Genomic DNA, 24,087 nt, shown 5'->3' with positions numbered 1-24,087 from the left:
CCACCCGAGACTTTGATCGTTAATCCTGCAACAGAGGTATGGAAATGAAAAAGATCGGTATCAATGGTTTCGGCCGTATCGGCCGCCTGGTTTTGCGCCGGTTGTTGGACACCGGCAGTCAGTTGGACGTGGTTGCCGTCAACGACCTCACCCAACCCAAGGTCCTGGCTTACCTGTTAAAGCATGATTCCAGTTATCGCGATTTCAAAGGGACGGTGGGGTACGATGAAAACGCGATCATTGTCAATGGGAAAAGGATTGCCGTGTTTGCGGAAAAAGACGCCCGCAATATCCCCTGGCAAAGCCAGGGCGTGGATATCGTCGTGGAGAGTACCGGTTTTTACACTTCCCGGGAAAAATCCCAGGCGCACCTTGACGCCGGCGCCGCCAAGGTGTTGATTTCCGCCCCGGCCGGCGACCTAAAAACCATCGTGTTCAATGTCAATGACGAGACAATGAGCGCCGGCGACGATATCATTTCCGTCGCGTCCTGCACCACCAACTGCCTGGCGCCGATGGCCAAGGCTCTGCAAGACGGTTTCGGCATCAAAGCGGGCACCATGACCACCATCCACGCCTATACCGGCACCCAGTCGCTGGTGGATGGACCGCGCGGTAAGGATCTGCGGGCATCCCGCGCCGCCGCGCAGAACATCATCCCCCACACGACGGGCGCAGCTAAAGCCATCGGACTGGTGATACCGGCGTTAAACGGCAAACTGAAAGGGCATGCGCAACGTATCCCCGTTCTGACCGGTTCGGTGACTGAACTGGTTTCGGTTCTGGAGAAAAAAGTCACCGCCGACGAAGTCAATCACTACATTAAACAGGCCACGACCAATAATCCTTCGTTCGGTTATACCGATGAAGAAATCGTCTCATCGGATATCGTCGGCATGGAATTCGGCTCGCTGTTTGATGCCACTCAAACCGAAGTGGTTGAACATGGCGATTTGCAATTGGTAAAAACCGTCTCTTGGTATGACAACGAATACGGTTTCGTCACGCAATTAGTCAGAACGCTGGAAAAATTCGCCAAGCTCTGACAGGATGGCGCGCCATACACGGGGGCCGGCTGACAAGCGGCCCCCGCTTATATCCGTCTAACCATTGAGCCGGTTGCGGCCTAAACCGCCGGACCGACGTCTACGCGAGGTTCAGTCGTTTTATGAAAATACCCCAAACGACATCCGCCCTGGTTGATGAGCCGCCGCTTATCGCCGATTGCCTCGCCCTTGATATGCTCAACACCGGCGGTCGGGATGCGCGCGGCGAACCGCGGGAATTCTGGCGCGACGCGCAGGCGGTCGTCAGGTGGCTGACCAGGACGAATCTTATCGACGCCCAACTGATAGCGCAGGCCGATCTTGACGGACTGGTGCAAAAAGCGGTGGCGCTGCGCGAACATGCGCGAACGTTAATAATGTGCCGCAAAGCGGACCGGCAAGCCGATGCAACGTTGCTTAACGATTACCTGCGGCTGGCGCCCGCCCGTCTCCAGCTTGTTTGGGATACGCCTTCGGCCCCGTTCGCCTTCCGGGCACCGGCGGATATGTCCGTTTATCAGATATTGCGTCCGCTGTGCGAGGCGACGGTAGACTTGCTCGTCAACGGCGATTTCAAACTCGTGCGCCAGTGCGAGCATCCGGGATGCGTCCTGTGGTTTTACGACCGAACCAAAGGGCATCACCGCCGCTGGTGCAGCATGGCGGTATGCGGTAATCGCCATAAGGCGGCCCGATACAAAGCGCGGCAATCTTTTTAGCGCCCTCATCCGGGAGCCCCTCGCGGTCTTCTCCGATAAGAAGACATAAACGGTGCGGCGAGCCCGCCACCCGGTAGGGTTCGGCGAGAGTTACAGGCCCGCCAAGTGGCGACACCCTGTCGACGGAAAGGGCCAGTGTCCAAACCGGAAAATAAAAAATTTAAAAACAATAAGTTAACCAACTGGCGCGACAATTGCAACACAAGGCGGGATGAGACACAACAGAGAATCATGCCATGCCGCTATTTTACCGCAACCCCATTATCCATGCCGATTACGCCGACCCGGATATCCTCCGCCACCAGGACGCGTTTTGGATGGTGGCATCCAGTTTCAGCCATGTTCCCGGCTTGCCAATACTGCACTCGCGTGATCTGGTGCATTGGCGGCTGGTTAATTATGCCGTTCCCCGTCTACCGGCGGAAAGCTATGACACCGTACAGCCCGGCAAGGGGATTTGGGCGCCCAGTATCCGTTTTCATGGCGGCCGTTTCTGGATATTTTTCAGTATGCCCGATGAAGGTATCTTTGTCTGTCACAGTACCGATCCATTAGGGGAATGGAGCAAGCCGCACTGCCTGATACAGGCCGCCGGCTGGATCGATCCTTGTCCGCTGTGGGACGATGACGGCCGCGCCTGGCTTGTGCATGCATTCGCCTATAGCCGCAGCGGTATCAAGAACAAACTGCAGCTTATCGAAATGGCCCCTGATGCCTCGCGGTTGCTGGACGGCGGCCGGATCATTTTCGATGGCACCTTGTCGCATCCCACGCTGGAGGGGCCGAAACTCTATAAACGATCCGGGGAATATTGGATTTTCGCGCCGGCCGGCGGCGTGAAACGGGGCTGGCAAACCGTGTTGCGGGCCAAAAATCTGGCAGGTCCCTGGCAAAGCCGCGATGTGCTGCATCAGAGCGACACGCCAATAAATGGTCCGCACCAAGGCGGTTGGGTGGCGCTGGAAAATGGCGAGCAGTGGTTCGTGCATTTTCAGGATAAGGGCGTTTACGGCCGCGTCGTACATCTTCAGCCGCTACGCTGGCTGGAAGACGGTTGGCCGTTGCCCGGCGAGGTATCGGACGAACCGGGTAAAGGTCGGCCCGTGTTATACCATGCGCTACCGGCGTTGCCCTGTTCCCCCTGCGCGATACAAACCAGCGACGATTTTAACGACGGCCATCCGGGGTTACAGTGGCAATGGCAGGCCAATCCCCATGATGACTGGATAATCCCAGGCCATGAAAGCTTGACATTGTGTTGTAAGCCATTGGGAACATACCAAGGGAAAGGCGTATTGTATGCCACCCCGCAATTATTGTTGCAGAAATTTCCCGCTGCCCGGTTTACGGTGTGCTGTGAGGCCCGGGCGGATTTCCGCCGACCGGGAGACGAAGGCGGGCTGGTGGTGTTCGGCGAGCGCTATGCGGCGCTGACGATACGGCAAAACGCCCACCGCGGCGCGCTGATATTCCGTTCGGGCTGGATGAGCGACAACGGCACTTTGTGTGAACAGGAAAGACTTGTCGGCGAAATGGATGAACCGATGACATTGGCGCTGGCTTGCGATGTGGGCGACGACGGTATCTGCCGTTTTCGTTACCGCGCGCCTCATGAGGACTGGCGGTGGCTCGCCCCGTCTTTCGCCGCCGGCGCCGGGAAATGGGTTGGCGCTAAAATCGGCCTTTATGGGGCCTCGCCGATTTCCGACTCACCCGGCGCCATCCAGTTCGGCCCTTTCACCGTGACCATTTTATAACGGCGCGGGGCAAACGGCTTGCCCCGCACGGATTAAAACGACACCGCCAGCCTATGCCGGATATGCGCAGCCCACCGTGGCAACGGTAACATCGAGGCGGCGTAAGATATCCGTTATGATTACCGCCTCCGCCTCTTCGAATCCGGGAGCGAGTAATAACGCGACCTGTTTTGTCATAGTCTTCTCAGGCAGGCGTCAGGCCTGCCCTCCTCTTCAATCAGAACAAATAGTAACGGATGCCCAGACGGATGCGCACCTGGTTATCATGATTCGCATCGCGATCCAACCAGGCGACTTCCGTATAAGGCATCCAATGCGGGTTCATACGATAACGGGCGACTATACTGGGTTCCCAATGGGTTCGATTACCGTTGGCGGCGTGATAATCGTTGGTATTGATGAAAAATTCCGGATTAAATTGCAACCAGAGTTTTTTGGTGGCCTGATAATTCACAAACAGGTCTATTTGATGGCTGTCGTTATAATCCATATCATTAGACAAATCCCTTGTTTTGTGGGTCTGATGATTATATCGATAACGGGTAGATACACTTAAAATTGGATTGAACTTATAATCCAGACTAATATACGGCGAAAGCGTTGTTCCCGAGCTATTGATATCCGTTAAGCCACCGGGTGTGATACTCCATCCGCCACTTAACGGCACAGGGATACCGCCTTCATATTCCTGGAAGGAACTTTTAAATTGATCGCCCCCTTGCCCTAAATCGTACAATGATGAAACCAAGAGGTAGGCGCCATTATCGAAAATATGCCCGGCACCGATTTTATACTGATTCTTTTCAGCGGCATAGGTATGCGCATAACGGTTATCAATCCAGGTGGCGGACGCCACAGCATTTAATGTATAGCAGGCCAGCGGCAAACCCACGGCCAGCAGAGCGATTTTTCTCATGATGTATTCCGCTATATTTTCAATTTATTTAGCATGATCACGGATCCACAGAAATTGATAATTCCGTGTCATCGTTGATAAAGTACGAAGGATATTTAATTAATCAGTCAATCCAGTATTCCTTATTTTATCGATAGGGAGGATGTATCAGCCAAGCGCGTAATGGCATCATTTTTATAAAGCAAGGTTTGTGCCAACAAATAAAATTCATTATTTACAGCAGGTTAGATGAGGGCGCGTCTATTTCCTTAGACACTGACGACAACATGATGGCGTCATTTATTACTGTTTAAAAAAATGATATAAATTAACGAACACTAATTTTGAACTTAATCACACGCCAATTCGCCATTGTCTATCAAGCAGGAATTCCAGCACTTTCGCCGCGCCATCGTTCTCATTGCTATCAGTCACCCAATCAGCCAGCGATTTGATCGCCACGGACGCATTGCCCATCGCGACACCCATACCGGCGAATTTTAGCATTTCACGGTCATTATCCGCATCGCCGACAGCAATGATTCCCTCGGCCGGAATACCCAATAACCTGGACAGCCCCCGTAAAGCAGAGCCTTTATGCACGCCTTTCTTCATGACTTCATAATAGTTGGGCTCACTGCGCACAAAATGATAGGCTTCGGCGAGATGCGCCGGAATAAGCCCCGGCAGCGCATCAATCCTTTCCGCCGTATCAATAAACATCATTTTCGGCGGCCGGCGAGGCGCACGTTGCCATCCTTCAGGCAATCCCACCACCGGCAGGCTGGCGAAACGGTATCCGCCGGCGCCGGGCGTGACGGGAAACCCCGTCAGCAGGCGATTTTCCTCCAGGAGATAACAGGCGTAACCCAGTTGTCGGCCAAGTTCATTGAGAATCAGCACGTCTCGGTGCTCCAGGCAGTCGCTGACCAGGAGCTTTTCCGGTCGGCTACGCCACAACAGAGCGCCGTTACAGGCAATGGCATATCCCGTCCCCCGTCCCAATGGCAACTGCGCCATCACCCCCTGTACGCTCAAAAGCGAGCGTCCGGAGGCCAAGGCGATGACGACGTCCTGACTGACGGCCCGCCGTACCGCATCCTTAAAGCGGGGAGTGACGGTTTTCTCCGGCGTCAACACCGTCCCGTCCAAATCAAATACCAGTAGACGACCGCGCCTGGTGAGACACGGCGCGGTTAGCGGTTGACGACGCGATGACACAGGGGTTTTCCTTCCCGCCAACGGACAAACTCATCCAACACACAATCGGCCAGACGCTGGGTTTCATCGTTCAAGGCGCCGGCGATATGACTGCTCAGATGAATATTAGACAATGAGTACAATGGCGAAGCAGCGCAAGGCGGCTCCGGTTTAGTCACATCCAATAGGGCGGTAAGATCCGGCCGCTCGCGCAATACGCCGATCAGTTCACTTTCGTTGACCTGCATCCCGCGGCCGGTATTGATGAACACCGCGCCCGGACGCATACGTCGAAATAATTGGCCGTTCAGCACGCCGATGTTATCGGGCCGGTTCGGCAAATGATTGCTTATCACAAACGCGGTTGAGAAGGCGTCTTCCAGAGACAGGGTTCGTCGTTCTACCCGGGAGGGAACTCCCACCACATCCAACGTGAAGGGACGCAGCAATTCCGTTAGCGCGCGGGCAATGGCGCCTTGGCCCAGCAATGCCACCCGTTCGCCATAAGCGCCGGGAGCGGGATGACAGCGATGAAGCATGTCGAATGACGCAGGTGTTCGGTACTCGCGTTGATTGCGAAAATACCCTTTACAGGCCAGCAAAATCTGCGCCAGGCAAAACTCCGCCACTGAAATCGCATTGGCGCGCCAGGCACTGACCAGCGTGATCCCACGCGCCAAGAACGGCGCGGCGAAGGCTTCGGTCGCGCCGGCGGCATAAAACACCGCCTTAAGGTTCGGCAAGCTGTCGAGTTGACGCGGACTCAAAGGGAACATGCCCCAACTGGAGAAAATCGCCTCAACCGGCGCCAGAAGCGGCAATTCCCGATCCAGCATGGCCTGGGTCAGGATACGTGGATGCAGCCGGCATAGGGAAGATAAGCGTTCAAAACGGCCCCGACCGAATACCTGATGGAGGGTATCCGGTCGATTGGACAAGCAAACGGCATAGCAGGCCATAACGGTCATCCTTCGGGGCGGCCCCTTTCCGTATGGCGAAGGGGCCGCGGACAAAATGGGGAACGGCCTAGACCAGACCGGCCCATGCGGAGGCAAAGCCCAAAACAATCAATAAAATAAGCACTTTGTTGGGGCTGATTTTTTTATTCAGCAAATGCAGACTGCCCAGCACCAGTAATAATGGCACGAGACCAACGCAAATCTTATCCAGAATGTCTTGCAAGACAAACGGCTGTCCGGCGATGGTGGTCTTGAACGTAGTGGTAAAGCTCACCATGGTGGCACTCATTGCCCCCACCATCATCAGGCCCATAATGGATGACGCTTTTGTGATGCAGCCCAATAATCCCGATTGCGTCGCCTCGGCGATATATTTCGAACCGAGACGGTACCCCATGACACCGCCGTAATAACGGATCAAATAGCTGGGGATATTGTAGACCAGCAAGTACAGCAACGGTCCGAGCGGATTGCCTTGCGACGCCAGGCCAATGGCGATGCCGGTGGCGATGATCCGCAATACACCGTAGAAAAACGAATCGCCCACGCCGGCGAACGGCCCCATTAGCGCCACTTTGATACCCGAGATACTTGAGGTGTCAAAATCCGGATTGGCGGCGTTCTCTTTTTCCATCGACAGCGTCAGCCCCAGAATAAAAGGCGCCAGATGCTGATTGGTATTGAAGAATTGGCTGTTGCGCTTTAACGCCTCCAGGTAACGGTGCGGTTCCGGGTAAATCCGGCGCAACATGGGCGCAAGCGTCCATCCGTAGCTCAATCCTTCCATTCGGGTAAAATTCATGGAACCCAGCAAGGGAAATTGACGAAAGAACAATTGGCGGAACATTTTCTTTTCATTTTTTCCATCGCTATAGGCGACGCCTTTCATTTGCATATCAGTCATTGAAAAATCCATCCTTATCGTCAATCGATACGCTGTCCGCGACGCTGGCGTTTCGTTTATAGAATTTAAGTTGATTGAATTCGCTAAAACATAAGTACACCGCGACGGAGGCCGCGATTATGGCGATGCCCATAATAGGCAGATGCAAATAAGCGGACAACGCGAAGCCGATAAAGAAGAATGCGGCGATAGCCCGATTCCATAACGCCTTGAGCAGGATAGCAAAACCCAGCGCCGGCAATATCCCCCCCACCACGGTCATGCCGCGCATGACGGTATGAGGAATACTGTCCACCAGACTACGTATGACATCGGTACCGAACAGCACGCCGAAGAACGCGATAACCGCAAAGGGGATGCCGTAAAATAAAATCATACCGGTGACCAGTCCCAACGCCGCGCGATCACGTCCTTCTTCCAGCAAGGCGTCGTATTTCTCCACCAATGCGGTATACACCAGTTTAAGTACTTGATAGACAAATACCGCCAATAGGCTGATGGGCAGCGCCAGCGCCACGGCCACCGCCGGCTCGGCTTTGGTCAGCAGGGTGAACGCCGTGGCCAATACCGAACCTACCGCGAGGTCGGCCGGCACAGAACCGCCGATAGTGATAGTGCCGAGAAAAATAAGCTCCAGACTGGCGCCGATAATGATCCCCTGCTGGAAATCCCCCAGCACCAATCCCACCATAGCGCCACAGACCAGTGGCCGTTCAATGAGCGGCTGTCCGAGAGCATGATCGCAGAACTTGGCGATATACATCACCAACGCGACGAGTAAAGCGGAAGTTAACATGCTGGCCTCACTTATTTGGCGTTGTCTAACATGTCGATGAGATTTTTCACCGGATGGGAAGGCAGTACCTGATACTCCACCCGCACGCCGCGTTGCGCGACGACATGAAAATCCGCCACATCTTCCGGCGTGACATAAACCGTGTCGCTGATCCGCACCTTCGCGGCCAGATTATCGGTAATACGCCCGAAATTGGCGACATTCAGCCGATCGATGGCCGGTACTTGTTCAATGAGCCGGCGCGCATCAGCCACCGCATTGACGATAACCAGAATTTTCATGTCTGCCGAGCGCGGATCGTTAAGAGTCTGCGCGGCGGCATCCACTGTCATGATGGCGCATTTTGCGGTATCCGGCGCGGCCATGCGCAGCGACATTTTCTGTACTTCATTGGCGACAATCTGATCATTGGCCACCAGAATGCGATTAACGCCTAAGTGCTTGGTCCATACCACGGCAACCTGACCATGGATTAAACGGTCGTCAATTCGAACTAACGAAATCATGTTTTCTCCTGTTATGTTTTTTTACCAGTAGGGTGCCCAGATTCGCGATAAGCGCACCAGCGCTTCGAAATAAAAGTAGTCGCCCCAAAGATTCGGCACATTGATGCCCATGTCGCGGCCAAAGTTATAAAGACCCTCGCGCAGGAGTCCATCCTGGCCATGGGCGAAATAACGCTGCCGTAAGTTGCGCATCATCAGACCGACCGCATTCAGGTAGGCCGGGCGAAGTTCATCGCTGAGCGGCAATTGTTTTAAGAGCTCGGCCAGGCCGCATACGGCGATGGCGGTAGCGGAGGTGTCGCGCAACGCATGATCCTCCTCCTTGAAAATCAAATCCCAGTAGCAGACAAAATCGTCCGGTAGGCGATTAAGGAAATAATGGGCCAGTTTACGTGCCAATGCCGGCAATGCCGCGTCGCCCGTATGATTAAAACCCAGTGCAAAGCCGTAGATTCCCCAGGCCTGCCCGCGAGACCAGCACGAGTCATCGCTGAACCCCTGATGGGTATCGCCGCGTAGCGGGCGCCCGCTGCCGACGTCAATATAATAAGTATGAAAAGTGGAGGCGTCGGCCCGTACCAGATAGCGCGCGGCTTGCGCCAGATGCTGCCGTGCCGCTTCCCGCCATGTCCGGTTGCCGGTCTGATCCGCGCCCCAGAACAACAATGGCAAATTGAGATTGCAGTCGATAATCATCCGTCCCTGCCGCGCCGGATCACTTAAATCCCCCCATGCCTGGATAACCCCCGCGACGGGATTAAAGCGACGGTACAATAATTCCGCCGCGCGCAACGCCAGTTCGCGGGCACGGATATTTCCAGTGAGTTTCCAGGCGTTAACGCAGGAAAGTTGATATAAAAAACCCAGATCATGGGTATCGACGTTAATGTGCTCTTCAAGGCGTTTGGCGAAATCGTCCAGTCGCCGCTGCGCAACAAGACGGAACTTCTCGTCGCCGGTGACTTCCCACGCCAGCCACAACATCCCGGTCCAGAAACCCTCGGTCCAGTCCGGCTTCATCGCCTTGGCATAATATCCCGCCTCGGCGCTGGCCGATGGAAAAGCATCGCAAAAACGCGGCAACATCCTCTCGAGGTTCGTGATAACCTCGTCTAACGCCGAACGCAGCCATTCCGGCGTCAATGGCGGCTGAGACCCGCCATATCTTGGATCCAGCGTCTCAAGCATGGTCATCGCGTCTCCTCCCCGGCAAAAAAGTCGTCATCACCCCGCATGGGGTCGAACAGGTTGCGACGCGCGGCGGCGATTTCCGGCACCTGATTCATGTATTGCATAGCCTGGGTCGCCATGGGTATGGCATCAAGGATGCGCGCCCCGGTCTCACGCTGTTCCGACAAACAAAATTCCATCAGCATGATCAGATTCGCTCCGCTCACCACATGCATATGGGGGTATTCCACCATGACCTGAATCGCCGTATTATTGACGCTACCGCCTTGCATATCGGTAAACATCACCAGTTCGTTGCCTCGGCCCGCCGCCGCCAGGGCCAATCCATGAAAATGTTGCGCCAGCTCGGCTGTTGAACCGATACCGCCGCAATAGACGCAAATGGGGGTAACCCCGTGATCGTTACCGATCAGTAAATCGAGCCCCGAAACAATGCCTGCGGCATACTGACCGTGGCTCGCGATAAAGACTTCTCGCATTCCCCTTTCCTTGAATGATGTAAATAACCTGCTCGCTTATTTTGCAATAGCTGTGCCATATTAATTTTATTCATATAAAACAATAAGTTATAAAATAAATTCGACGCTTCCCGCTGTGTTGAAACAAAGAAAAAACCTAGCGTCTAAACGGCGGCGGCCTGCTTCAGGCCGCCTTGGGAAAGTGGTCAATTTGCCGGCGCGACGATCCAAGGCTCCAGAATCTCGTAGATCATCAACACTTCGGTGAGGGGTAATGTGATGCGGTATTTGCGATTGAGGGCCTGGAAAAAGGTGTCGTGCGTATCGACAAAGGCACGCTGCTCCTGCGTTAATACCACCTCATCGCGATTTCGCATACCCGCGTTAACCATAACGCGCTCAATCATTAGCGCGATATGGGCGAACAAATTAATACGCAGGTAGCTTTCAAAATGTATTTTATAGAAAGATTCATATTGCTTGATAACCGACTCGACCTCATCGATAATTACCACCGGGTTGAGGAAATTCAGCCTACCGGCGACCCCCTCAATGGTAAAGAGTTTCACTACTTCTTCGATCATTGGCTCCAGACCACCTTCGATGAGCAAATCAGCGAAATAATCCCGGCGCAGTACCGCGGTTTTTTCTTTGATTAATTGCTCCACATTCAATAACGGAATATAAACCCCCTCAATGTCGGTGGTGGTAATGATAAGCCGTGTTCCATTAAGTGCCGGATCCGCATGGGTGACTTTCCATTTCACGTCGTCATATTCCATGGTAACGATATCGATTTCATCCCGCGCCAGATAACGCTGGACGATATCTTTAAGCTTGCGGGAAATGCCCTCGCCGGAGATACAAGAAATGATAATCTTGTTACCCGGCAATATGCCGGCATAGTATCGTGTTTCTACTTCATAAGCGCCCTTGGCGCTTGCAATTATCTCCTCCATCGACAGACGTTGCTGTATTTTCGACGCTATATCCAGCGCCATGGCGGTACTGACATTATTAATGACCAACAGCTCCCCATGGACATGGAGCTTTATCTCCTCATAAATTTCCTTAAGCGAACCCATATCGACCAAGATGATAAGCCCGGCGCTTTGCTTAATGATATCGAGATGTTCAATAAGCATATCGATCATATCGCGTGTAGAGGTGGCATTGGGCATATCGAACGCCTTGAATATATAGCCCCCCGTCAGCTGATTGGCGATACTGGCCAAGCTTGAGGCCGTCGAACGGCCATGGGAAACAATCACCGCCTGGATCAAATCATCGTCTCCGGCCAGGGCGTTGAATGCGCTGCACAGCAGTGGGAAAAGCAGCGACAACGGCGCATCGGCTGCATATTGTCGCAATAGGGCCAGGCATTCGCCGGCCAGCAGGCGCGCTTTACCGGAAACATAATCGGTAATCGCGCCGAATTCCGCGGATTGCGCTTTTTCCTCATGGCAATACAACGCGTAATTAAGACAAAGCCAAATCCCTTTACGTTGGTCCTGGTCAAAGACCAATCCGGTCAGACTCTCCAGTTCGTCAACGGCACACAGGGTATTGCGCCAAAGATAGCCGCTGTAAAGGGATTGCGCATCCAGGATCCCATAAACCGACGTCAGCAGTTGTTCCAGTTTGCGATTGAGCAAAAGTACGTTACCGCTATGACAAAACTCCCGAAAAATAACATCGTCGCGCATGGCTTTCGGCAACAAGTCCGCCACATCCATAGCCGATGGGCCATCGGCGTGCGAAATCAGCATGGCCTTTTCATCGTCCGAATGGCGATATGATGAAGACAGCGTCAAGTCACGGGGATTGTCGCTTTTGCTCCAGGCGCTGGCGCACATCACTTTGATCTGGTTTTTAAGTTCGCCGATGTTGCCCCTGACCGGCGACATCACCAGTTGGTGCAGCAACTCCGCGTCCAAGCGGATATCCCGCGCCAGATTGCGCGCTTCGCTACGCAGAAAATGTTCTACCTGAGCCACCCGCTCCGTCAGAGGCCGGGAAATAAAATTAGGCAATGTGACACGTACCGGGATCCGACGGCGAAAGGTATTCAACAATGTAGTATCAATATTTTCGGTGGTGGCGAAGATAAATCGGATAACGGCGGGATGGCGGGTACGGTTATCCCCCAAACGATAGAAATAGCCTTTATCCATAAACAGGAACAGTTTTTCCTGGTTCTCCGCCGATAGCCTATGTACTTCATCAAGAAACAGGAATCCGCCATCCGCATCGTCGAACGCGCCGCGTTTTTCGCGGTCGGCGCCGGTAAAGGCCCCTTTGATATAGCCAAATAGCGTACCGGACAACAACTCGGGATTATTGGCGTAATCGGCGCAATTCAATTCGATAAACGGTTTATCCGCCGCGATAACACCGCGTTCAAGAGCATAGTGGTATAGCAGATTGGCAAGATGGCTTTTACCGACGCCACTTTCTCCCGCCAGTAACACGGGCAATCCTTCGGTGGGATAATCCACCGCTGAACGGCACAATGACACGGCCTGCGCCAGGCTACCCTCGGCGCCAATCAGGCGGGAAAAGACGTCCGCCGTTTTTTTATTAACATGAGTGTTGACAACCGGCGCACTGGGAGTGCGGACATAAAAACGCACCGGACGGGTATTCTCCTTGGCGAGCTTTCCGTCTTCACACAGGCGATTGAGATAATGGCTTATCACGCTACGGTTAACCGCAACAAAATCCGCACAATCCTGCGCGGTGAATCCGCCTTGTTTACCGGCGTAATGCCGCAGGATATCCTGAAATAGTTTTTCTTTTGCTGATGTGGTCATGATGACGATCCATAAACAGTATCGAAGATGGCAAAAATTTTTTCGACACTAGACACTAAGATTATTCATTCGACACTTGCTACTGTGTCGCGGTTTTCTTATAAATGAAACCTTGTTTCAAATGGTTTATGATCTTTGTCACATCTCAAAGACAATCCGCGGTCACCCACGCTTTGCATGAATACCATGCCATCCACACGCGGGCGTACAGATAAGTTTTATGACTCAAGATTTATAATACTCTGTTTTATAGATAAAAATTATCCAATAAACGTGCCTTTCAGCTTACGTTTTTTCCGGTCGGGTCGAATTTGATAAAGCGATTTCAGGTAGCCTGGGGCTGTCCAGCTCGGGAGCGGACAGTGTCGAAGTCGCAACGAAAAAGAAATATGAGGGACCGGGTTTTGTGCTATTGGCGATCTTTTTTTCGCTTTTTTGCCGGCTCGCGCTTCAGGCTAAGCATGACAGGTGTTGGGCGCTGTTTCGGGCCAGCCAGTGTCATGCGCCAGAATATCCCTGTCAGACAGTAATAGTTCATGTCCACGACGTTCTGATATTCAAGTAAAATCGGCGGGCAAAACAAACCAGGCCGCCAATAGGCCATCTCTATGGATAGATGTCCGTTGATTGCTTTACATGCAATCGCCGCTTCGCTATGGTGTACTCGGCTCTCTAGAGCCTCACCGTATTTGTGCGAGTAGTAAGCTCGTATTTTCTTTGCAGTGGCTTGCGATTCCTATGCATTGACTTGCCAGCTTTATGCTGGCTTTTTTTTCGTCTTCATCAGCAACCTCAATCAGGACATAAGCACGCCTGCCATGAAGGTGACTTTTAATTCATCCCCTGGGATTTTTCGACTAAAACCGGATCACGCGCTGTGATGGGTAAAAATTTGCATATTCATTAAACGAAAAAGCGTGTTAGGCCGTTTCGCAAAGGTTTTCAGACTGTTTCCTGTTATACTCGCCATACTTCAAGCTGCCTCTTTGTTGGCTGCGCTTGCTCGCCCCAGTCACATCGTGATCTATGCTCCTGGGGACTGACTCCCTTGCCGCCGCGATGCAACTTGAATTATTTAGAGTATAAAATAATATATATTCCTCAATTTTGGGTAATGGAATCTTCAAGTCTAGAGGATAACTCACAAGTTAGTTTCCCCACCAGATCATGTGGCACTATTATTTTGCAAAATAGCCTTCATCATAGTTGGGTTAACATAAATTTTGAGGTCTATACGTATTCATGCCATGGGGCGCGGGTACATCATCGAACACATTGATAATCTGAAAAGGTATTTTCAGGCATTCATGGGCTGGACAGCACACAGTCAAGCCGACGCCTTGCAGGAGCAGACAGGTGGAGCCCCACAATATGGATGCCGGCAACGGTTGCCCAGGCATGCCGTGCGGCTTACCGCTCGACGGGCGAGGTAGCGATAGCGTTAACTCCACGTATTTAATTTATTTCGAGTCCCGTCACACTGAACCACCTGAAACTTCTGATAAATTATTATCATGATATGTTACTGGAGGTAAAATCATGGCCGAAAATTTTCAAGAAGCGCCACTGCCTTTGTGTGGGGAATTTCATATCAATGACTGTGTCGCCCTGATTTCCTTTCCGTTGGGAGACCCCCCTGAACGTTATAAATTGAGTGTTAAAATAACCACCATCGATGATGATATCTATCAAGGGGTTATTTCTGTTGTTGAAAATGCCGACAATTGCAATAAGCCTGGGAATGTGTTCCGGAGAGGAAGCCCAATCCATTTTAGGCGCGGTAACATTCAGGGGATGGCATCTGGTCGGGTCGAGCGATTCTAAAATAGGCAATTGGCCGATTCCGGAGATGTGTCGGTGGTGTTCATGCAGGGATAAAAATGGCCTGCCATAACTGGTACTGGGGAAATCCGAGGCAGGCTGGAAAAAGAAAGGCCGTGTTATGCAAGCCGCTAAATAAGCGGTTGACTAATTCGCCCATAGATGTATAGTGTAACTATACAGCGCACAGGGCGACAGCAATGATTAAGAGCTTTCGGCACAAAGGGATTGAAAAATTTTTTGCGACCGGTTCAACGGCCGGCATCCAAGCAAAACATGCCATAAAGCTGCAAATACAACTGACCGCTTTGAATACCGCCAAACGCCCAGAAGATATGAGCGCCCCGGGATGGAAATTGCACCCACTAAAGGGCTCTGCTCTCGCCGGACATTGGGCTATATCAGTAAACGGGAATTGGCGATTAACATTTAAATTTGAAGGCGAAGACGCGATCCTCGTCGATTATCAGGATTATCACTGAGGGCTATATCATGACCAGAATGCATAACCCGGCCCATCCAGGGGCTGTATTACGGGAATACCTTGGCGATATCTCTGTAACGGAGGCTGCCCAGGCATTAGGCGTCACGCGTACCTCGCTGTCCCGCATTTTGAATGGCAGTACGGGGATTAGTGCCGATATGGCGCTACGTTTAGAGTCTGCACTCGGCACCAGTGCGGAAATGTGGACGGGAATGCAGTCACAATATGAGTTATGGATTGCATCCCAGACGACGCGTCCCGCTGTTAAACCTATCGTCGCACATTCGTAGTATACGTTCACATTTTGTGGGTCATCCAGAATGCAAAAACCCGCGCTATGGCGGGTTATTTTGTTTTGTCGCTTGCGAACATAGCTTTGCGAAGCAAAATCGAATTATGCATTTTCAAAACTCGTTTGCAACTCTTTTTTGCTTTTTTTTGAATTTTCGCGACAGAGTTCATCAATTAGCGTGAAATAGACGGCAGAGTTGAACAACTCTATGCACCAGCGTACCCGGTCATTCAACACGCAAAAATGATTTTAGGAAGGATATTAGGAACGGTGTATTTTGGTCATAAAAAAACCGCCTTTTGGCGGTATCAATTTATTCGCACTGCTTTGTTTTGATTGTGAATTCTGGCTTGGTACCCGGGACGGGACTTGAACCCGTACAGCCAAAGGCCGAGGGATTTTAAATCCCTTGTGTCTACCGATTCCACCACCCGGGCGTTGGGAAATGCCAAAATGGAGGCGCGTCCCGGAGTCGAACCGAGGTGGACGGATTTGCAATCCGCTGCATGGCCACTCTGCCAACGCGCCTTTGCTGCCTTGTTAACAAGGCTCGTTAGTCATTTGGAGCGGGAAACGAGGCTCGAACTCGCGACCCCAACCTTGGCAAGGTTGTGCTCTACCACTGAGCTATTCCCGCATCAATGAAAACGGCTTGACAAATCAGCGACCACTGCCACTGCTTTTGTCTCTATCTATCAGATAATCATGAAGATAATCTTTAAGAATAACTTTCAGCAACTTGCCCCGTTGCTTTCGATGCGATGCATTCTACTGACCTGACGTTGTGAGTCAACACAATTATGACGTCACGGTACCCGATTGTTGCTTTTTACGGCGCTTCGATCAGTGTTCAAACAAATCGTCGCGAGCCGCCCGCAGATAGTGGAACATTGACCAAAACGTCAGCACCGCCGCAACATACAGGGCAACAATGCCGATACCGGCCACCCACTGATCCGGACGCCACAATAAGGCCACCAGCGCCAACATTTGCGCGGTCGTCTTCACTTTGCCTATCCAGGACACCGCGACACTGCTGCGCTTACCGATTTCCGCCATCCATTCACGCAAGGCGGAGATGATAATTTCCCGCGCAATCATTGTCGCCGCCGGCAAGGTGATCCACCAGGCGTGAAAATGCTCGGCCACCAGAACCAAGGCTATCGCCACCATGACCTTGTCCGCCACGGGATCAAGAAAGGCGCCGAAACGCGTGGTCTGCTTCCAGCGGCGGGCAAGAAACCCATCGAACCAGTCCGTGACCGCCGCCAGGATAAAAATCAAGGCGCAGACCAGCGGCGCCCAATGGAAAGGCAGATAAAACGCCAGCACGAAAAAAGGTATCATCACGACACGCAACAACGTAAGCCAAGTCGGTATATTAAATTGCATAGCACTTTGGTTAACTGTCTGGCTGGAGTGAAATTAACGAGTATGTTGCTACATTACCGCTAGTGTTTCAACGCATTAAATATTTTTTCTGCCAAGGCGCTCGAAATGCCCGGTACTCTGGCGATTTCCTCAAGGCTGGCGTTCTTCAATGGCTGCAAACCGCCCATGTATTTCAATAGGGTCTGACGACGCTTAGGCCCCACGCCTTCGATGGATTCCAACGCGCTGGTGTTTTTGACCTTGGCGCGTTTATTGCGATGCCCGGTAATGGCATGGTTGTGCGAATCATCGCGAATATGCTGTATCACATGCAACGCGGGAGAATCCGGCGGCAATGCAATCCCTTCCCCGTGCGGTTTTAAAAATAACGTCTCCAAACCGGCCTTGCGATCCGTCCCTTTCGCCACGCCAAGCAGGATCACCCGGGATTTGTCCCAGGGAACATCAAGGCTTGCGAAAACCTCAGTCGCCATGCCCAACTGGCCCTTACCGCCATCGATAATCACCACGTCCGGTATTTTGTCGACCTCCAACGCCTTTCCATAACGGCGACGCAGCACCTGGGTCATGGCGGCATAATCATCCCCAGGGGTGATGCCCTCGATGTTAAAACGCCGGTATTCGGCCCGCATGGGGCCATTGGAATCAAATACCACGCAGGACGCGATGGTCTGCTCACCCATGGTATGGCTGATATCAAAGCATTCCATTCGATTCACCGCCTCGATGCCCAGCAGTTCCGCCAGAGCCTGCAATCGTTGATGGATGGTGGACTGCTGCGACAACTTCGTCACCAGAGCGGTACCCGCGTTGGTCCGCGCCAATTTTAGGTAACGGGCCCGGTCGCCGCGTGGGTGCGTTTGTATATGAATCCGCCGCCCCGCCAGTTCGCTGAGCGAATCGGCCAGGATGTCCTTTTCCGGCAGGGAGAAGTCTAGCAGGATTTCACCGGGCAGGGTCCGCATCTGGCTACCTTGCAAATAAAATTGGCCGACGAATGTCTGAACCACCTCGGCAAGTTCGGTGCCAACCGGTACTTTGGGAAAGTAACTGCGGCTACCCAGCACTTTGCCCTGCCGGATAAATAAGACGTGAACACAAGCCATACCGGCTTCGAACGCCACGCCAATCACATCCAGATCTTCATGACTGCCCGTCACGAACTGTTTTTCCGTCACGCGCCTAACCGCTTGGATCTGATCGCGCGCGCGCGCCGCCTCTTCGAAATTCAGCGCCCGACTGGCGATTTCCATACGCTCGACCAGTCGTTCAAGCACTTGCTGATCCTTGCCGGAGAGAAACAGACGCACATAATCGACTTGCCGGCGATATTCTTCGTCGCTTACCAACCCATTGACGCAAGGTCCAAGGCACCGGCCAATCTGGAACTGCAGGCACGGTCGTGACCGGTTGCGGTATACGCTGTCCTCGCATTGCCGTATCGGGAACAGCTTTTGTAGCAACGCCAGGGTTTCCCTGACGGCATAGCCATTGGGAAACGGGCCGAAATATTCGCCCTTGGCATGTTTGGCACCACGGTGAAACGCCAGGCGAGGATGCGTATCGGCGCTCAGGAAAATCAGCGGATAAGACTTATCGTCCCGCAGCAACACATTATAACGGGGCTGATATAGCTTTATGTAGTTATGCTCAAGCAACAACGCTTCCGTCTCGGTATGCGTGATAGTGACATCAATTTGCGCGATGCTTTTTACCAGCGCTTCGGTTTTCCGGCTGCCCACCTGTTGACGAAAATAGCTGGCAAGGCGTTTTTTCAAATCCTTGGCCTTGCCAACGTAGATAACGGTTTCATTAGCGTCATACATGCGGTAGACGCCGGGCTGGCTGGTGACGGTTTTTAAAAATTGCTTGGCGTTAAAACGTTCAATCACTACTTGTCAGTGTCTCCGCGTTGAACAGCCCGTGGCGTATGGCCAGATGGGTCAGTTCCACATCGCCGCCAATATTGAGTTTATTAAACATGCGATAGCGGTAACTGTTCACCGTCTTCGGACTCAAATTGAGTTGTTCGGAAATTTCGTTGACCTTTTGCCCTTTGGTGATCATCAGCATAATCTGCAACTCACGCTCGGACAGGCATTCAAAGGGCGTTTCGGCTTGCGGCTCAAGCTGGCTCAAAGCCATCTGCTGGGCGATATCCGAGGCGATGTAACGTTTTCCGGCATTGACGGAGCGGATGGCGCAGATGACTTCCTGCGGGGCGGCGGCTTTGCTCAGATAGCCGGACGCGCCCGCTTGCATGACTTTTGCGGGCAATGGATTTTCGGTATGTATCGTGAGCATGATAACTTTGGTATCGGGAGAAAAACGGATGATTTTGCGTGTCGCCTCAAGTCCGCCGATTCCCGGCATATTCATATCCATCAACACAACGTTTACGCAGTTGTTCCGGCACCATTTTACCGCGTCTTCACCACACTGCGCTTCTCCAACGACTTTGAAGCCTTTGATATCCTCAAGAATGCGTCGTATCCCTGCACGCACCAATTCGTGATCATCAACAAGAAAAACGCTTATCAAAGAAAAATCTCCAAAAAAAGGGGCGTGGTGTAAAAGCGAGTCGGATATTTATAGCCCTATATTACTGCTTTTCGGAGGAAAAATGAATATGAATTATCCGCCAATACATTAAAAATATCGCCCTAGTGCTTTGGTGGCCGCCATTTCAGGCGGGCAGCGCGCCGAGCCGCAAGAAATTCAGGCGAAATCGATTGACCGCCAGACCTGATTGTGTATGTATCTGCCCGGTCGGTAAGACGTTTCGACTTACAGCGGATATAATTTTGCCTGAAAAATCATCAATATATTAATAGTAAAAATATAATTAATACAATGAGTTATTAAAAGAATCATCTTTTACAGATTATTACGCATTTAATGTTAAAGCTTTTTTGTTAATAAATAATGCTTTTCAATACGTTATTCGTTTTAATCACCCTTTTGTCGCCAAATCGGAATAAACGGCGGCGCCGTTTCGCCGGTCTTGATATGCCGCCGGTATAAATCCAACGAAGGTATTTATCCCCTCTTTCGTCAATTTCGCCGCGGCATAACGCAACGCTGCGATAGGTTAAAATTTTCTGGCAAAACCTGATATACTCGCCTCACTTCATGTGTGAAAAATCGCTAGTGGTAGCCGCCGGCCCCGAAACCGCGCCGATGGCTACCGCCCAACAACATACCGGCACTGATTAAGCGCACAGTTAAGCATAACAACGAGGAGACCCCGATGGGGAATGTAGAGTTTACCACCGACAGCAACACCGATACCCTGGCGCAGGAAGTCAATTGTCTTAAGGGGATGCTGACCCTGATCCTCAAAGCCATGGGCCAGGCCGATGCCGGCAAGGTTATCATTAAAATGGAAAAATACATCGCCTCTCTCGACGATCCCGCCCAAGCCGAGGTGTTCGATAATACCGTCAAGCAGATCAAACACGCCTATCGGCAGTAATCCGTCCATCGCCCGCCTTGCCGCTGCCCACTCCTGCCGCGCCTACAGCCGGCGGCAGGGTGAAACCTGAACTTTTTCATGTTACAGTGCCGTCATAACCAGATATTTTAGCAGGTCGATGGAATGAGTCTGTTGCTTAAAGCATTAGTGGGCGCGGCAGTAGTCTGTCTCATCGCGGTGATGTCCAAAACGCGAAATTACTATCTCGCCGGACTGATACCGCTCTTTCCCACCTTTGCACTCATCACCCATTATATCGTGGGCGCCGAGCGCGGCATTGAGGCGCTCAGAACAACCATTGTCTTCGGCTTGTGGGCGGTCATCCCTTATCTGTTCTACCTCGCGTCGCTATATCTGTTCGTCGGTACGCTTCGGTTGCCCTATGCATTGGCAAGCGCGGTCGTTTGCTGGTCGCTCACGGCCTGGATACTGATTGTGGTATGGCGCCGCTGGTACGGGCTGGCGTGATCCCCCCATTCCGCCATCCTATTTTCTTATCGAAAATCCAATAAGATAGTTGCCGTAAAATTCGCCAGCTCATCTATACTCTTCTAGCGAGTATTACGCGCGGTAACCCCCGCAATCCAGCAAACCGTCTGTCTACTTGCCGCGCGCTCAAGTCTGGTCCCCTGGAATCTGCACCACAGCACTACCAGCGATCTCCCGGTTTACCGTCTTCGCGCAACGCGAAGGAGTTTTAGAATAGCGGCCTTGATAAGGCAAAATGTCAGGCGACACGAATACATCTCGTTCACCGGAAAAGGAATTCCGCCCGCCGTTGGCGGTCCGCTGTCGTCCCAGGCGGATCTGTTATTCATTTGCCGCGGCAATGCCGCTTGAATTATCTGGAGCCAATATCCAATAAAAACACAGGAGTGAAGTATGTATAGGATAATTTTTTACATTTCTCTGGCGCTCAGCGGCATGGTTTTATCCGGCTGTGTCGAGCCGAGGCAGACCACAGCACCGGTACCTCAGGGCAGCCCGCAAAAAGTCGGCACGTGCACGTGCAGCAGTTTGATCAATTGTACTTGCGGTCCAACCGCCGCGCCTTAGGCGGCTTGGGATATTGCCCGGCGAACAGCATCGGCGGATAAGCCCGGCGGCCCCGCCAACCAAGGGAAAAGTCCCCTTTGCATCGCCGGCCGATATCGGCAAGGGAATCTACAACGAGCTGAGCCAGATCACTTGAGACTCATTCATGCTTTCCAGGGCCCAAAGATCAAGCTGATCCTTGCGGGCCTGGTTAGGCGTGATATCGTAAGCCGCCAAAAACAACCGGTTGAAAGTGGAAGGCTCGAACTGCCAATAGTAGGCAATTTCAGCGATTTTCCACGCACGATAATGCGGGTTAAGCAACATTCGGGTTGCCGCCACTATCCTTTTTTTGCGGATATGAGCCACGATACCACCGAACGGCTCGAATAATCGATACAGCGAAGAACGCGAAAGGCCGAATTTCTGGCAGATCAATTCCGGGGCCAAGGCCGGCAAGCGCAGGTTTTCCTGGATGAAATCGCAAATGCGGGTGATAAGATGCAACCGGACATCCATAACCAGCGGCTGGAGCGGTGCGTACGAAGCTCTGATGGCGCTAATGATAAAATCGATGACCGGTCGGGCGGTTTTATTGATTTCGCTGTTGGGCAAGCTGGCGCTGTGACTCATCAGCGCCGTGACATTTGAGGCGATAAGCCGACTGAGAAACTCTTTCTGGCGGATGATCTTGCCATGTAATTGGCTGCTATTATCCAGTTCAACCAGTAAGGTCCGGGGGAATACCACATACAGCACATTGATGTAACGGGAATGCTTGCCGGCTTTGAATTGCAGTTTGATCGGCTGCAGCAAATCCAAGAGGATAATGTCACCTGCCTCAATTTCTACGGATGACCGGCCGACCGAACCCGCCATGCCGCCTTCCAGCATTATCATCAAAATAAAATGATCATTTAAGTTATCATATTTATGCGGGAGATTGACCAGTTGCTGCTCACTGGACTTGATCTGGCCGCAGATGAAAACATCAAAATGATGGGCCTCGACACTCCAAGTGAACAACTCCGCCTGTGATCGAGTAAAATCTGATTCGAGCAACGCCGCGTTTATACCTGAACGCCAGCGTTCGACTTTCGACGTTATCCCTTCCGTGGACAAAGATTGGTCATAGATGATGCGACCATTGCGATTAGTCATAGGTGATTTTTCGGATAACCATTTTGATTTTCTATAGTAATAGGCTATCTAAGAAACTTGTATGACTTAAATCCACTTTAAGAAATTTCTTATGGAAATGAACTTTATCAACTTTCAAAATTATGATTTTCAAGAAAAAATTATATCATACTCTTTAGTTATTACCTCGTGCGGCAGGCGGTAAGAAAAAAGCGAAGCCCTAGATTTCATAAGAAAGAGAGAATATTAGACAATATAACAAATTTATACACAGCATCATAAACTACATTATTGACCCTTACTTTTATTATCCACTGTTTTCCCCATTCTATTGATATTCAGCGCGCGTGACGAAGCGTGAACCCTCGGAGCGAGAACAGGTCACCACTTTCATACCATCGACCTGCCAGATCTTGAGAATATAGAGCACCCCGGAATCGACCACGATTCGGGCAGGCAAACGGGAAGCGTAGCCAGCATACTGCTTATTGGCCTGGGCGCGGCACTCACCGAAATCCATGGTTGAATGCTTTTCCATGACCACCGGCCCGGTTTTAGGCAACCGCCCTTTCGCATACATGGCGTTTAGCGCATCCGGCGTGTAAGTGATATGGGCGAAACACCCCGCCGAGAATGCCGCCAGCAACAGTCCGCACATCAGTCTCTTCATAGACCCGCCCCTAATGAGTTCGCATCCGGTATATTAGCCTTGCAAAACTGCAAAAACAGTGAGGATGCCGGTTTTATGCGTTAAAACCGCAACGACTGCCACGATACAACACAGCATGTTCGCAGTATATACCCTTAATACTTCAAGTGGCATCGCGGCGGCAAGTGAGCAAGTCCCCAGGAGCATAGATCACGATGTGACTGGGGTGAGAGAACACAGCCAACAAAGAGGCAACTTGAAGTATGACGAGTATAAAGGCAAATCGGCTAGAATCACCCGTCCATACCATCAACGATGATGCTGGAATTTATTAATATTATGCTGATTGATGGAATTAGACTGAATGTGAAAGCAGGAGAGGTATTAACGCAAAGAATTGTTGGTGGGTCGTGTAGAATCCTGATTCGGACTATAACTTCCTGAAAAACAAGATAAAATCACACAACACTCTATCACTGTGGGCCTTATTGTAGGCCCATTTTGAAAAACTGCAAGGGGGGAATTAATGATCACAGTTCAAGTGAGTGATTTTTA

22 protein-coding genes and 3 tRNA genes are annotated in these 24,087 nt (G+C 51.8%); 8 read left to right on the top strand and 17 right to left on the bottom strand.

Annotated elements, in window-relative coordinates; genetic code table 11:
- The first annotated feature begins 44 nt into the window (after positions 1–44).
- From gap to FCN80_RS04255, 3 genes are all read left to right on the top strand, one after another.
- Positions 45–1,046 carry a type I glyceraldehyde-3-phosphate dehydrogenase gene (gap, locus tag FCN80_RS04265; RefSeq protein ID WP_136988662.1) on the top strand — a complete coding sequence of 334 codons (1,002 nt, stop codon included), beginning with the start codon at positions 45–47 and terminating at the stop codon, positions 1,044–1,046.
- 122 nt (positions 1,047–1,168) lie between these two features.
- Entirely contained in the window at positions 1,169–1,765 is a 597-nt protein-coding gene (locus tag FCN80_RS04260; protein WP_136988661.1) for a CGNR zinc finger domain-containing protein, read from the top strand.
- Between the two features lie 236 nt (positions 1,766–2,001).
- Positions 2,002–3,522 carry a glycoside hydrolase family 43 protein gene (locus FCN80_RS04255; RefSeq protein ID WP_136988660.1) on the top strand — a complete coding sequence of 507 codons (1,521 nt, stop codon included), beginning with the start codon at positions 2,002–2,004 and terminating at the stop codon, positions 3,520–3,522.
- Between the two features lie 217 nt (positions 3,523–3,739).
- Here FCN80_RS04255 and FCN80_RS04250 read toward each other — a convergent pair whose 3' ends face one another.
- From FCN80_RS04250 to FCN80_RS04210, 9 genes are all read right to left on the bottom strand, one after another.
- Positions 3,740–4,438, bottom strand: coding sequence for an oligogalacturonate-specific porin KdgM family protein (locus FCN80_RS04250; RefSeq protein ID WP_136988659.1), 699 nt, complete (start codon positions 4,436–4,438; stop codon positions 3,740–3,742).
- 333 nt (positions 4,439–4,771) lie between these two features.
- On the bottom strand, positions 4,772–5,638 hold the full coding sequence (locus tag FCN80_RS04245) for a Cof-type HAD-IIB family hydrolase (protein ID WP_170975314.1): 867 nt from the start codon (positions 5,636–5,638) through the stop codon (positions 4,772–4,774).
- Positions 5,614–6,576, bottom strand: coding sequence for an NAD(P)-dependent oxidoreductase (locus FCN80_RS04240; RefSeq protein WP_136988657.1), 963 nt, complete (start codon positions 6,574–6,576; stop codon positions 5,614–5,616). Before FCN80_RS04240 ends, FCN80_RS04245 begins: the two co-directional genes overlap by 25 nt.
- 67 nt (positions 6,577–6,643) lie before the next feature.
- Entirely contained in the window at positions 6,644–7,480 is an 837-nt protein-coding gene (locus FCN80_RS04235) for a PTS system mannose/fructose/sorbose family transporter subunit IID (RefSeq protein WP_136988656.1), read from the bottom strand.
- The gene (locus FCN80_RS04230; protein ID WP_136988655.1) at positions 7,473–8,276 is read right to left on the bottom strand and encodes a PTS mannose/fructose/sorbose/N-acetylgalactosamine transporter subunit IIC; all 804 of its coding nucleotides are present in this window, start codon (positions 8,274–8,276) and stop codon (positions 7,473–7,475) included. Before FCN80_RS04230 ends, FCN80_RS04235 begins: the two co-directional genes overlap by 8 nt.
- Before the next feature lie 11 nt (positions 8,277–8,287).
- Positions 8,288–8,782, bottom strand: a complete 495-nt coding sequence (locus FCN80_RS04225) for a PTS sugar transporter subunit IIB (RefSeq protein ID WP_136988654.1) — start codon at positions 8,780–8,782, stop codon at positions 8,288–8,290.
- 21 nt (positions 8,783–8,803) lie between these two features.
- On the bottom strand, positions 8,804–9,976 hold the full coding sequence (locus FCN80_RS04220; RefSeq protein ID WP_136988653.1) for a glycoside hydrolase family 88 protein: 1,173 nt from the start codon (positions 9,974–9,976) through the stop codon (positions 8,804–8,806).
- Positions 9,973–10,452, bottom strand: coding sequence for a PTS sugar transporter subunit IIA (locus FCN80_RS04215; RefSeq protein WP_136988652.1), 480 nt, complete (start codon positions 10,450–10,452; stop codon positions 9,973–9,975). The genes FCN80_RS04220 and FCN80_RS04215 overlap by 4 nt, the downstream gene beginning before the upstream one ends.
- 185 nt (positions 10,453–10,637) lie before the next feature.
- Entirely contained in the window at positions 10,638–13,244 is a 2,607-nt protein-coding gene (locus FCN80_RS04210; protein ID WP_136988651.1) for a sigma 54-interacting transcriptional regulator, read from the bottom strand.
- Between the two features lie 1,539 nt (positions 13,245–14,783).
- On the opposite strand from FCN80_RS04210, the gene FCN80_RS04205 reads away from it, so the two are divergent.
- The 3 genes from FCN80_RS04205 (at position 14,784) to FCN80_RS04195 (ending at position 15,839) form a co-directional block, all read left to right on the top strand.
- Positions 14,784–15,068 carry a hypothetical protein gene (locus FCN80_RS04205; protein WP_136988650.1) on the top strand — a complete coding sequence of 95 codons (285 nt, stop codon included), beginning with the start codon at positions 14,784–14,786 and terminating at the stop codon, positions 15,066–15,068.
- A 197-nt stretch (positions 15,069–15,265) separates the two neighbouring features.
- Positions 15,266–15,547 (top strand): type II toxin-antitoxin system RelE/ParE family toxin, encoded by a 282-nt coding sequence (locus FCN80_RS04200; protein WP_136988649.1) that lies wholly within the window; start codon positions 15,266–15,268, stop codon positions 15,545–15,547.
- A 10-nt stretch (positions 15,548–15,557) separates the two neighbouring features.
- Positions 15,558–15,839 (top strand): HigA family addiction module antitoxin, encoded by a 282-nt coding sequence (locus FCN80_RS04195; RefSeq protein WP_136988648.1) that lies wholly within the window; start codon positions 15,558–15,560, stop codon positions 15,837–15,839.
- 353 nt (positions 15,840–16,192) lie between these two features.
- Here the strand turns inward: FCN80_RS04195 and FCN80_RS04190 are convergent.
- From FCN80_RS04190 to uvrY, 6 genes are all read right to left on the bottom strand, one after another.
- Positions 16,193–16,278, bottom strand: a tRNA-Leu gene (locus FCN80_RS04190).
- A 17-nt stretch (positions 16,279–16,295) separates the two neighbouring features.
- Positions 16,296–16,369 (bottom strand) — tRNA-Cys (locus FCN80_RS04185).
- A 34-nt stretch (positions 16,370–16,403) separates the two neighbouring features.
- Positions 16,404–16,478, bottom strand: a tRNA-Gly gene (locus FCN80_RS04180).
- Positions 16,479–16,684: 206 nt separating this feature from the next.
- Positions 16,685–17,233: a CDP-diacylglycerol--glycerol-3-phosphate 3-phosphatidyltransferase gene (pgsA, locus tag FCN80_RS04175; protein ID WP_136988647.1), complete on the bottom strand. Its 549-nt coding sequence runs from the start codon at positions 17,231–17,233 to the stop codon at positions 16,685–16,687.
- A 59-nt stretch (positions 17,234–17,292) separates the two neighbouring features.
- Positions 17,293–19,125, bottom strand: coding sequence for an excinuclease ABC subunit UvrC (uvrC, locus tag FCN80_RS04170; RefSeq protein WP_136988646.1), 1,833 nt, complete (start codon positions 19,123–19,125; stop codon positions 17,293–17,295).
- Positions 19,118–19,774 (bottom strand): UvrY/SirA/GacA family response regulator transcription factor, encoded by a 657-nt coding sequence (gene uvrY / locus FCN80_RS04165; RefSeq protein WP_136988645.1) that lies wholly within the window; start codon positions 19,772–19,774, stop codon positions 19,118–19,120. Before uvrY ends, uvrC begins: the two co-directional genes overlap by 8 nt.
- A 709-nt stretch (positions 19,775–20,483) precedes the next feature.
- On the opposite strand from uvrY, the gene FCN80_RS04160 reads away from it, so the two are divergent.
- Both FCN80_RS04160 and FCN80_RS04155 read left to right on the top strand, forming a co-directional pair.
- A complete protein-coding gene (locus FCN80_RS04160) occupies positions 20,484–20,708 on the top strand; it encodes a DUF2594 family protein (protein WP_136988644.1) in 225 nt (74 codons plus the stop codon).
- Between the two features lie 123 nt (positions 20,709–20,831).
- Positions 20,832–21,176 (top strand): GlpM family protein, encoded by a 345-nt coding sequence (locus tag FCN80_RS04155; RefSeq protein WP_136988643.1) that lies wholly within the window; start codon positions 20,832–20,834, stop codon positions 21,174–21,176.
- Positions 21,177–21,872: 696 nt separating this feature from the next.
- Here the strand turns inward: FCN80_RS04155 and FCN80_RS04150 are convergent.
- The gene (locus tag FCN80_RS04150) at positions 21,873–22,904 is read right to left on the bottom strand and encodes a helix-turn-helix domain-containing protein (RefSeq protein WP_136988642.1); all 1,032 of its coding nucleotides are present in this window, start codon (positions 22,902–22,904) and stop codon (positions 21,873–21,875) included.
- Between the two features lie 307 nt (positions 22,905–23,211).
- Complete coding sequence (locus FCN80_RS04145) at positions 23,212–23,553, bottom strand: hypothetical protein (RefSeq protein ID WP_136988641.1); 342 nt, start codon at positions 23,551–23,553, stop codon at positions 23,212–23,214.
- Between the last annotated feature and the right edge of the window lie 534 nt (positions 23,554–24,087).

It is taken from the genome of Martelella alba, assembly GCF_005217455.1.
Taxonomy (GTDB): domain Bacteria; phylum Pseudomonadota; class Gammaproteobacteria; order Enterobacterales; family Enterobacteriaceae; genus Acerihabitans.
The sequence above is the reverse complement of the archived record's forward strand: the minus strand, read 5'-3'. Positions and strand labels throughout refer to the sequence as shown.